The organism is Litorivivens sp., from assembly GCF_041625495.1.
Classification (GTDB): domain Bacteria; phylum Pseudomonadota; class Gammaproteobacteria; order Pseudomonadales; family Spongiibacteraceae; genus Litorivivens.
In genome coordinates, this window is record NZ_JBFJTH010000132.1 from 1 (window position 1) to 10,669 (window position 10,669).

The 10,669-nt window shown below is 55.8% G+C and carries 6 protein-coding genes, 1 tRNA gene and 1 pseudogene; 4 read left to right on the forward strand and 4 right to left on the reverse strand.

Features of this window, described 5'->3' with window-relative positions; genetic code table 11:
- Nucleotides 1-197 precede the first annotated feature (197 nt).
- A complete protein-coding gene (locus tag ABYP39_RS14015; protein ID WP_372783114.1) occupies nucleotides 198-2,702 on the forward strand; it encodes a hypothetical protein in 2,505 nt (834 codons plus the stop codon).
- 126 nt (nucleotides 2,703-2,828) lie between these two features.
- On the opposite strand, the gene ABYP39_RS14020 is transcribed toward ABYP39_RS14015, so the two are convergent.
- Nucleotides 2,829-2,905, reverse strand: a tRNA-Ile gene (locus tag ABYP39_RS14020).
- A gap of 212 nt (nucleotides 2,906-3,117) precedes the next feature.
- On the opposite strand from ABYP39_RS14020, the gene ABYP39_RS14025 reads away from it, so the two are divergent.
- Genes ABYP39_RS14025 through ABYP39_RS14035 form a run of 3 tightly spaced genes read left to right on the forward strand, consistent with a single transcriptional unit; the run spans nucleotide 3,118 to nucleotide 7,348 of the window.
- Nucleotides 3,118-4,998: a response regulator gene (locus tag ABYP39_RS14025; RefSeq protein WP_372749442.1), complete on the forward strand. Its 1,881-nt coding sequence runs from the start codon at nucleotides 3,118-3,120 to the stop codon at nucleotides 4,996-4,998.
- A 34-nt stretch (nucleotides 4,999-5,032) separates the two neighbouring features.
- Entirely contained in the window at nucleotides 5,033-5,404 is a 372-nt protein-coding gene (locus ABYP39_RS14030; RefSeq protein WP_372783116.1) for a response regulator, read from the forward strand.
- A 3-nt stretch (nucleotides 5,405-5,407) separates the two neighbouring features.
- Nucleotides 5,408-7,348, forward strand: coding sequence for a response regulator (locus tag ABYP39_RS14035; protein WP_372783118.1), 1,941 nt, complete (start codon nucleotides 5,408-5,410; stop codon nucleotides 7,346-7,348).
- On the opposite strand, the gene ABYP39_RS14040 is transcribed toward ABYP39_RS14035, so the two are convergent.
- The 3 genes and pseudogenes from ABYP39_RS14040 to ABYP39_RS14050 form a co-directional block, all read right to left on the reverse strand.
- Nucleotides 7,326-7,802 (reverse strand): hypothetical protein, encoded by a 477-nt coding sequence (locus tag ABYP39_RS14040; protein ID WP_372750442.1) that lies wholly within the window; start codon nucleotides 7,800-7,802, stop codon nucleotides 7,326-7,328. The two genes, ABYP39_RS14035 and ABYP39_RS14040, sit on opposite strands and share 23 nt — an antisense overlap.
- A gap of 213 nt (nucleotides 7,803-8,015) precedes the next feature.
- On the reverse strand, nucleotides 8,016-9,806 hold the full coding sequence (gene rpoD, locus ABYP39_RS14045) for an RNA polymerase sigma factor RpoD (protein ID WP_372764382.1): 1,791 nt from the start codon (nucleotides 9,804-9,806) through the stop codon (nucleotides 8,016-8,018).
- Nucleotides 9,807-9,990: 184 nt separating this feature from the next.
- A pseudogene (locus tag ABYP39_RS14050) lies at nucleotides 9,991-10,669 on the reverse strand (DNA primase); the annotation flags it as partial.

Below are 10,669 nucleotides of genomic sequence, written 5' to 3' on the forward strand. Positions count from 1 at the left end.
GATCGAGCTGGCGGGCGAGACGGCATACATCCCCAGTCACTTTGTCTCCGGCTTGAACTCCCTGCCGGTGCGCTACCGTTTTCGCGATGCTGATTGACTTGAAAAACGTACAGGTGTACAAAAAGCAAGCATACTTTTGTATGATTGCAGTAGCCTGAGATAACACTAATAACATGCTCGCCATCTGGAGAGACGCTATGCAAGGGCGCGGAATAACTGATCTCACGTTCAGACTGATGGGGCTGACCCTGATGCTGCTCATGGCGGGCTGCAACGACGGCAGCAGCCGTGGTGCGGTGCAGAACCCAGGTGGCGTCAGCCTCGGCGGGGGCAATCATCAGGGCGGTGGGCAGCCCCAGTCTGCGGAGGCATTTTTTGCCCGCAGTGTGCAGCCTGGCCTGGCAAACTGCCGCATCTGCCACGTCCCCGGTGCCAGTGCAGATCAGGAGGGCGGCCGAGCTCTCATGCTGAGCAAGACCGAACTCGACACGGACTATCAGAAGCTTTATGCGGCCTGGGAGACGCTGGGCAAAGGAGTGGATAATAACCGTTTGCTGGCCATGCCGTCGGATCCCGCGCTGGCTCATGCCGGCAGCAAGCCTTGGCCGCCGTCGTCGCAATCCTATGTGGCCATGAAGACACTGCTGTCCTGCTGGGACAGCCCTGGTACTTGTGTATTTTCAGATATCGTTCAAGAAGAGCAGCTGCCATTGTTGGGCAGCAAGCGCGCACGCCATCTCTGGGCCAGCTACTGCGAGGGTGAGGACGCAAACAGCAGCAAACTTCTGCCACCTGATCCGCGAACTCTGATTCAGAAAAGCAGCCCGGCAGTGCAAGGCGATCGCGCGGTTCACTTTAACGGCTGGTGGGAAGACTGCCACAAGTCGAAATGGCTGGTTGATGAACGGCCGGCAACCACCTGTGGTGAGTACATCAGGCGTCGCGATGAAGGCAAGCGCTTCCTGCTGGACGAACTGGCCGGCGATGCGATTACGCTGGATAATTTCCGCAACAGTTGGCAGGACTGGGGGCTGAATCAGCGCCCGGAAAACTTCGACGAGCTTTACACCCTGCGCTACGGTCTGAACCGCGCGCCATTCGATAACCCCTATCCGCTACCCGGTGAAGAAAGCAAAGACAGGTCGCAGTGGAGTGGGGAGTTGCCGCTCGGTCTGAGAATGGTGGAGCGGGGCAATAAATGGGTGCTGGCGTCCACTGCCTGCTATACCTGCCACGGCGGTCAGATTGGTGACCCTTACGCGGGCGACGATCAGCTTATCGGACTGCAGAATCTGGGGCTGGGCAACAACAATTATGACGTAGTAATGGCTGCCCACGACGGCAATCCTTTCAAAGAAGTGCCCATTGCCGGTGGCGCGATACCCGCCATTGATCCCAATGCTCTGTTCAATGTGGGTATCAAGCAGCGCGGCCAGAACAATGCGGTCGGCGCGTTTGAGTTCCTCAATACCATTCTTGACCTGGATTCGCTCGGTATCAACCCTAATCCGCTGAAGACCATGAAGGGCGACAGCGGGGCGCAAGATGTGTCGCATCCGTTGGCCCACACTCAGGACACACCGCCCTGGTGGAATATGGGGTCGCGGCCGCGCAAGTTCTTTGATGCAGGGGTCTCCAACGACAGCACGCGCATCATTATGGCGGCCGGCCCTGGCGAGTTTTCGCTGCTGTTCTCACAGGATGGCAAGGGCTATCGCGAGCGCGTCGAAGAATGGGATCACCACCTTGAGGCGTTCTTCCTGTCGCTGGAGTCACCGGAATATCCAAAACCGATTGATACCGCGTTGGCAGAGCAGGGCGCCGTGCTGTTTCACAGCAAGGATCTGTGGGCCGAAGAGGGCAATGCCGACCGGCCACGTCCTGCCGGTGGCAACGGCTCCTGCGCCAGCTGTCACGGTGCCTATTCACCGCGCTATGTTCATGACGACAATTTTCTGGCCGATCCGGCATTGGAAGGCGTTGCATCGCATATAAGCGAACTTGACGTTATTGGTACCGACCCGGCGCGTTCCGATATGCTGACCCCCACGCTGCGGCGCGGCTGGGACACGACGTTTTGGGGCTACCCCGAGGCTGATCCAACGTACCAGCCGCCCAACAGTAATCCGCTGGAGGAACCGCTGAACGACTTGTATCCGGACGACATGCGCTATCAGGGCGCCTGTGGCTGGCAGAAAGAAATCATCGGTTACCAAGCGCCACCGCTCTATGGGGTCTGGGCAACCGCACCGTATTTCCATAATGGTTCCGTGCCTACCCTGGAAGCTGTGCTGGACTCCTCCAAGCGTGACGCGATCTGGCAGCGCCAGCTTCAAGTGGAAGAGGTGAACGGGGTGCGGATCAAGGGCTTCGACCAGAGCTTGAATGCCTTTGATTTTGAGCAAGTCGGCTGGAAATACACTGCGCTGGCCTGCAGTGAGATGCCCGGCAGCGATCAGCTCAACTGCAGCCCCAGTGGCGACGAAGGGCCTTCCATGCAGCAGATAGTGCAGAATTTCCTCAACAGCACCTTGAGCTGGGCCGGTCTGGTTACCATTCAGGACCCGGACCCGGCAGGTATCGACAAGCGGCTGGTCTATGACACCCGCATTCTGGGTAACGGCAACCAGGGGCATGAGTTCAGCGATGTGCTGACGGATACCGAGCGTCGGGCAATCATTGAATATCTAAAAACACTCTAGGCAGCGGGGTGTTTTGTCGTGCGGTAGGTCGTCTCGAGTGGGTGTCCGAACTTGCTTAGCCGCATCACTCGTTGCGACAAGCGCGGCCTGACGCAGATGCTTGATGGTTGTTGCAGGAAGAGGGGGTGGTGGGCCTTGCTGGACTTGAACCAGCGACCTGCCGATTATGAGTCGGACGCTCTAACCAACTGAGCTAAAGGCCCCCAAAGAGCTCTGGGATTGCGCCTTTCACGTTACCGGAACGGACCACGCGCTAGCCGCAGACTGTGAGAAGTTGCGCATTGTATATAGCCGTGGCCTTATCGTCCAGAAGGGTGCGAAATTAAAGTCGTGTCAGAGGGTTACACTCTGGGTATACTTTCAGTTCACAGTCGGGTTTTGGCTGTATCCGGTTACTGAATTGACGGTATTGGCGGTGGCAAAAGCAATAACATCCCAGCAGGATCACTTGTGCCAAAGCTTGCATGGTGCGGCCAAGCAGATCATTGAGCATGCGACTGAGGTGGTTCGGCATTTTGACGAACGCCAACAGCTGGAGCATCGTGAGGATGCTGGGCGCGTGCTGGACGCTGGGCGGGATCTTCAAGTATTTGTTCGCGATCTGGCGCAGATGTTGGAGCGCGGCGAATCCTTTGCGTCGTTGCGCCACGATATCCGCAATACCGTGGGGTTGGTCAGTGGTTACGCGGAAATTCTGGAAGACGAGGTAGCCCATCCGTCGCCCGCCATGAATGACCTGAAGGCCATTCTCAAGCACACCGAACATTTTCTCGCCACCCTCGACGCGTTGTCCGCCCTGGATACCGAGCTGTCGGCAGACTCCTCTCCGGTCGAAGACCTGATAAACAGTTTAAATGCCACCGCAGCCTCGCGTACCGAGGCCACCTTTGGCCGCAAAGTGTTGCTGGTGGATGACAACGACAGCAACCGCGAGCTGGTTGGGTTGCAGCTCAATCGGCTGGGCATCGAAGTGGCCGAGGCTAGAACTGGCAATGAAGCTTTGGCAGCCCTTGCGACCAAATCGATTGATTTAGTGCTGCTGGACCTGATTCTTCCAGACATCAACGGCTACGACCTGTTGCGTCGGATTAAGCAGGACAAGAACTGGCGTCATCTGGCGATCATTATTATCAGCGGGGTGAAGGACGAGCAGAGTGCCCTGCGCTGTTTGGAAGCAGGTGCTTCCGACTACATTGTAAAACCGGTTAACGCGACGCTGCTGCGAGCCCGGGTTGGTGCCTTGCTGGAGCGTAAGGTTTGGGAGGATAAGGAATCTGCCTACCTGTCCAATCTTGAGGCGAGTTACGATTTTATCCGCAAAGTCTTTGGGCGCTACCTGTCTAACGATGTGATGCAGCGTCTGCTCTACGACGGCGATGGTCTGACTCTGGGTGGTGAGCGTCGAGAAGTTTCCATTTTGTTGGCGGATATTCGCAGCTTTTCAGTCATTAGCCAGCAGATCAGCCCGGAAGACTGTGTTCGCCTGTTGAACAACTATTTTGCGGTGATGACCGATATCATCATGTCCTATCAGGGGACGGTGGATGAATTTATCGGCGATGGCATTCTGGCGATATTTGGTGCGCCAGTGAATGATGAATTGCACAGCGATCACGCTGTTGCCTGTGCGCTTGAAATGCAGCGTGCGGTGCCCATGGTCAACGCCTTTAACCGCGAGAACGGCTTGCCCGACATTGATATAGGTATTGGTATCAATTCCGGTGCCGTGGTGGTGGGTAACGTCGGTTCTGAGTTGCGAACCAAGTATGGCGTAGTGGGGCACAATGTGAATATTGCCTCGCGCATTGAGAGTTGCACAGTCGGCGGTCAAGTGCTCGCCTCTGCTGAGACCCTGCAGCATATGAGGGCCACTGCCCAGTGGCGCAAAATGCTGGAGGTAGATGTGAAGGGGGCTAGTGACCCGCTGAAAATTTACGATCTCACCGCTATTGGTGAGCCGTACTCCATTAGCCTACCCAATGCCGAGCGTGAACTGGTGCCTACCACCACACCGGTTGAGCTGGAAGTGCGTTTGCTGCAGGGCGAACGCCTGTCGCAGAATGTGGGCACTGGATTGCTGGTTGCGTTTAACGGCCGGGATCTGTTGATTGAGCTGGATCTTACCTTGTGTGCGCTGGAAGAAGTGCAGCTATGCCTGCCCAGTGTTGGCGAGGAATCCATTGCCTATGCGCGGGTAATGGGAATGGACGAACAGCAGCGCTACCATGTGACCCTGACCTCCAGTATTGGAAAAATGCGGAGTCTGTTGGATCAATATCGCGAAAAATCACCATAATACGCACTGATATTTTCTTCGGGGAGCGTGTGCCTTGGCTACCATCTTGCTGGTTGAAGACGACGAAATGAATCGCGATATGCTGCGTCGGCGGCTTGTTAAGCACGATTTTTCCGTCATTACTGCAGAGGATGGTGTGAAAGCGATAGCGGCGGCCCAGGCGCAAGCACCTGATCTGATATTGCTGGATATGAGCCTACCGCTTAAAGATGGCTGGCAAACTGCTGGCGAGCTCAAAGCGGATGCGCAGACTGCCGCGATTCCCATTATTGCCCTAACTGCCCACGCCATGGATGGTGATCGTCAGCGGGCCCTCGCTGCCGGTTGTGACGATTACGATACCAAGCCGGTGGATTTCAAACGCTTACTGGTAAAGATTCAGGCCCATCTGGACGCAGGAGCGTAATCGGTGAGCCTGACGCGTCGCCTGATTCTTTCATTTGGCGCCATTCTGGTGCTTTCTCTGATCAATATTTTTGCTCATTTGTGGGGTAGCGAACTGCGATCTGAGCTGTTTAGTGAGTTGCAGGCGGTTATGCGCGATCAGGCCGGGCTGCGTGAGTTTGAGCAGCAGCTTGATGCCATGCATCGCAAGATTCGGGTTATTGAAACACTCGGAGACACTGGAGAATCTTTGCCGATAACGGTATCTGAAGCCTCCGAGCAGTTAAATGCACTCAATGCCATGATTGCCCGATTAGCGTTTCTCGGCAGTCGGCTGGCGGATTCCCTGGAGCGCCCGGTGGTACTTGGCGGAGTCGAAACGCTGCTCTCAGATTGGCAGCTATTTCTGGCCAATCTGGCCGAAGGTGATGATATTGAGCGCCCACTGACGCTGCAGGGAGAGTACCGTGCGGCATTGCAGCAATTGGTTTCAGTGGAGTTGGCGCTGGTTGATAGAGCCTCGGCGATTAATCTGTCGCTGAACGATACGGTGGCAATGACCAACCGCATAACGTTGGGCGTGTTTATTGCGACCTTGGGGTTGACCGTCATTCTGGCATTACATCTGGTGAGCTTCACCCTGCGCTCAATCCGTAAGCTGCACGAGGGAACGCAGCAGTGGGGGCGGGGGAATCTTGATTATCAGGTGCCACCACTGGCAGGCGAGCTGGGTCAGCTGGCTGAAAGCTTTAATCATATGGCGCGCAATTTACGCACTGCCATGAATGAAGTGAAGTCGGCAAGCGCGCGAGCCGATGCGGCCAATCAGGCAAAAAGCAGTTTCCTGGCCAATATGAGCCACGAATTGCGTACGCCCATGAACGCGATTATTGGCTACAGTGAAATGCTGCTGGAAGAGGCTGAAGATGACCGTGCGGTGCCGATTGGCGAGATGCAGGCAGACCTGGAAAAGATCCTGTCGGCTGGGCAGCATTTGCTGGCGCTGATCAGCGACGTGCTGGATATCTCCAAGATTGAAAGTGGCAAAATGACTGTATATCGCGAGACGGCGGACATCGAGCAGCTGATGAACGAAGTGCTGGTAACCGTTCAGCCGATGGTGGAGGCCAATGGCAATCGCCTGACCTATGATAACGCCTTGAGCGAGCAGTTAACCGAAACGGATGTGACTCGATTCCGCCAGATTGCCCTTAACCTACTGAGCAATGCCGCGAAATTTACCCATGAAGGGGTGATCGACGTAAGCTTGCGCGATGTCGAACGCGGTGGTTTGCCATTTATTGAAATCGCCGTTACCGATAGCGGCATCGGCATGTCATCAAAGCAGATGGAGCAGGTTTTTGAGGCATTTATTCAGGCGGATTTGTCGACCTCGAAGGTTTACGGTGGCACAGGCCTGGGGTTAACGATTTCAAAGAAATTTGCGGAGTTGCTTGGCGGCGATATTCTGGTGGAAAGTACCGTGGGCCAGGGTTCCCGTTTTGCATTTTTGATGCCGAGAGTTAGCGCAGGGTCGCTGCTCAATGGGGCTACCGTCGGCACTATGACTCTTCCAGCATCCTGTCGCATACTGATTGTTGATGACGACCCTGTGGCGCGTGAACTGTGCTGTCGTCATTTGCAGCAGGCGGGCTTTCAGGTGCAGGAAGCCGCGTCAGGTGAACAGGCGCTGCAGCAGATTCAGGCAAGCCCGCCGGATCTTATTTTACTTGATGTGGTCATGCCGGAAATGGATGGCTGGCAATTGCTGGAAAAGCTGCACTCTCAACAGTGTGACATTCCTGTGGTTATTCAATCCATGCTTGGCGAGCGAGAAATGGGCGACATCATGGGTGTTCAAGGGTATTTGGTGAAGCCTGTGGAGCGCGACATACTGCTACAAACGATAGCTGACGCGTTAGCTTCCGGCTCGGCGATAGAGCCTACTCCAGAGAGAGCTTTCTAAGCTTTTTCAGTGTTCCTTCCAGAGACTGTTTTTCATCTCGCAGGCGATCATTGCTGCGCTCACAGGTTTGTAGATGTGCGTGAGCCTTGTGTGCCTGCGCCGCGTTGTCAATTGCCAGCCGCAGTGCGCGCTGGTACAGATGCAGGTCAATGCTTGGATCGTCGGATTCCAGTTGCTCGGCGAGTAATCTGGCTTTGTCCGGTTCGCCTCGCTCAAGTTGCAAAATCGCGCCGAGCACTCGCGCTCGGACGAGCTCTGTTTCAGGTGCGGTGTCCGAGTTGGCGATGGACGAGAGAATGGGCAGCGCGGCTGTGGGTTCGCCCGCCTGAATAAAGGTGATGGCGGCCTGTAGCTCTGGCGATGGCGCTGTCGTTCCTGGCAGTGTGGAGCAGCCTGAGGCCGTAAGCAGACCAAAGCTGAGTGCTGCAACTGAGAGCCAGTGAGAAGGCGTCATCGTGTACCTGTGTGCGACGAGTGGTGAATAGCGAAGGGTGCATTATAGGGGAATTGCCCAAATTTCCTAATACGGAAACGATATTTTCTGGTGCGCCAGCGACCCTCGGGTTAGCCGTGAGGCAACATAGGCTCATAGTAACTTTGCGTTTTCAAAGAACCAAAAAAAGGCCCCGGTGGGGCCTTATTTGTATGTGCCGTTGCAGCTGTCGCGCTACTCGTCCAGAAAGCTTCGCAGGTGATCAGAGCGCGTGGGATGGCGCAGTTTGCGCAGCGCTTTGGCTTCTATCTGGCGAATGCGTTCACGGGTAACATCAAACTGCTTGCCCACTTCTTCCAGGGTGTGGTCAGTGTTCATGTCGATACCAAAGCGCATTCTCAGTACTTTGGCTTCCCGCGCAGTCAGACCTGCCAACACGTCACGGGTAGATTCGCGCAGGCCTTCGCCTGTTGCGGAGTCCACCGGTGAGGAGATGGTGGTGTCTTCGATAAAATCGCCCAGATGTGAATCTTCGTCATCGCCGATGGGAGTTTCCATGGAGATGGGCTCTTTGGCGATTTTCAGTACCTTGCGCACTTTGTCTTCGGGCATTTCCATGCGCTCACCAAGCTCTTCGGGAGTGGGTTCGCGCCCCATTTCCTGCAGCATTTGGCGAGAGATACGATTGAGCTTGTTGATGGTTTCAATCATATGCACCGGAATACGGATGGTGCGGGCCTGATCCGCAATGGAGCGGGTGATGGCCTGACGTATCCACCAGGTCGCGTAGGTGGAGAATTTGTAGCCGCGGCGGTACTCGAATTTGTCGACCGCTTTCATCAGGCCGATGTTGCCTTCCTGGATCAGGTCGAGGAATTGCAGGCCGCGGTTGGTGTACTTCTTGGCGATGGAGATAACCAGTCGCAGGTTGGCCTCTACCATTTCCTTTTTGGCGCGGCGGGCACGGGCCTCACCAATGGACATGCGGCGGTTGATTTCCTTGATGTCGGCGATGGTCAGGTCGTAACCGGCCTCTACCAGTGAAATCTTCTTTTGCAGGCGGATAACGTCTTCGCTCACCTGCTCTAATGCAGGGTGGGCTTTGAAGTGGGTCTTGATCCAATCGGTATTGGTTTCGTTGCCCTGGAAGTCGCGAATAAATGTTTTGCGATCCATTTTGCCGGTCATGACGCACAGGCGCATGATTTCGCGCTCAAGCACACGGATGTCGCTCAGTGTGCTGCGAACGGCTTCAGTCAGTGGCTCAAACAGTGCCGGGGTAAGCTTGAGGTACTTGAATGCCTCTGCCAGTTTGGCCAGCTCTTTCGCTGTCTGCTTGCTGTAGCGACCATGTTTGGCGACCGACTTGTTGACACCTTCCATGTGTTTGCGAATTTCGCCAAAGCGACGAGCGGCTTCTTCGGGGTCGGGGCCTGAGTCGCCGCCTTCGTCGTCATCATCGTTGTTTGCGGCGTTTGCAGCGGCAACTTCGGCCGGTGTTGGCACGTCGTCAGCGGGATCAAGGTAGCCGCTGATAATATCGCCCAGGCGACGCTCTTCAAGCGCGACCTTGTCGTAATCTTCGAGAATGCGTTCCACGGTGCCGGGGAAGTAAGCCAGCGCTGACATCACTTCGCGAATGCCTTCTTCGATGCGTTTGGCGATAACGATTTCGCCTTCACGCGTCAGCAGCTCGACCGTACCCATTTCACGCATATACATGCGCACAGGGTCGGTTGTGCGTCCGGCTTCGGATTCCACGGCAGCGAGCGCAGCGGCGGCTTCGGCGGCGGCGATATCGTCCGGGGAGTCGCTGCCAGCCATCAACAGGGTGTCGGCGTCGGGTGCGTTTTCGAACACCTGGATACCCATGTCGTTGATCATCTGAATAATTTCTTCAACCTGATCCGGATCTGAGATATCTTCCGGCAGGTGATCATTCACTTCGGCATAGGTGATGTAGCCCTGTTCTTTGCCTTTGGCAATCAGGTGCTTGAGTCTGGATTGTCGCTGAGATGTACTCATTAGTCCTCGGTGCTCGTGGTATCTTTCTGAGCCATGAGTCGACATGCAATTTTCAGCCCAAAATAAGCTGCTGAAAAGCACAGGGTCTGGCCCAGGGCAAATAGCCGCGCATTATACCTGATGGGCCCCTTCGGCCACCAGTGGCGACGGTCACTTTCTCTGATGAGGGGTATGGCTGGTAAGTTCAATCTCCGTGAGCTTTTCTTTGCAGCATTTCGCGTAATTTTTGCTTGTCGTCTTCGCTAAGCTCAGCGTAGTTCGCATTGCGTAGTTTGTCGACTGTCAGCCGCAGCTCAGACTGGTGCTGTTGTTTGTGCAGGTGGCTGAGGCATTCTTTGAGTGCCAGTGCGGCTTTTTCGGCATCATAATTGGGTTTTTCCAGGCTGAGAGCGCGGGTCAGGACTTCGCCTTCCGGTTGCCCTTGCCAGTGGCCGAGAAGCATTGCTGTACTGCTTTCAGGGCGTTTTCGCAGCAGTGCGAGCACGCTTTCAAGGGTTTTCTGGTAGGGATTGTTCAGTGCCGGCAGCGCTTCGTCGAACAGAGCGTTGGCGCTGGCCGGATGCAACAGCAGCAGGCTGATCATATACAGCAGTGTGTCACGCTTGCTCTCCGGCAGTGAAGGGGCAGGTGGCTTTTGCCGCGGCTCTTGGCGTGGCGGAGGTTCTGCTTCTGCCGGCGGATTGTGTTCGAGCACATTTTGCAGTGCGGTGGCGGTGAGGCCGGTACGCTTGGCCAGGTCACCGAGCATCAACTCACGGTATACGCCTGCTGGCAAGCGCTGAATGAGTGGGGCGGCGAGCTTGCTGAGCCGCGCTTTGCCCTCGAGCGAATCGATATTGAGCCCGGCACCCAGCGCGTCGAAA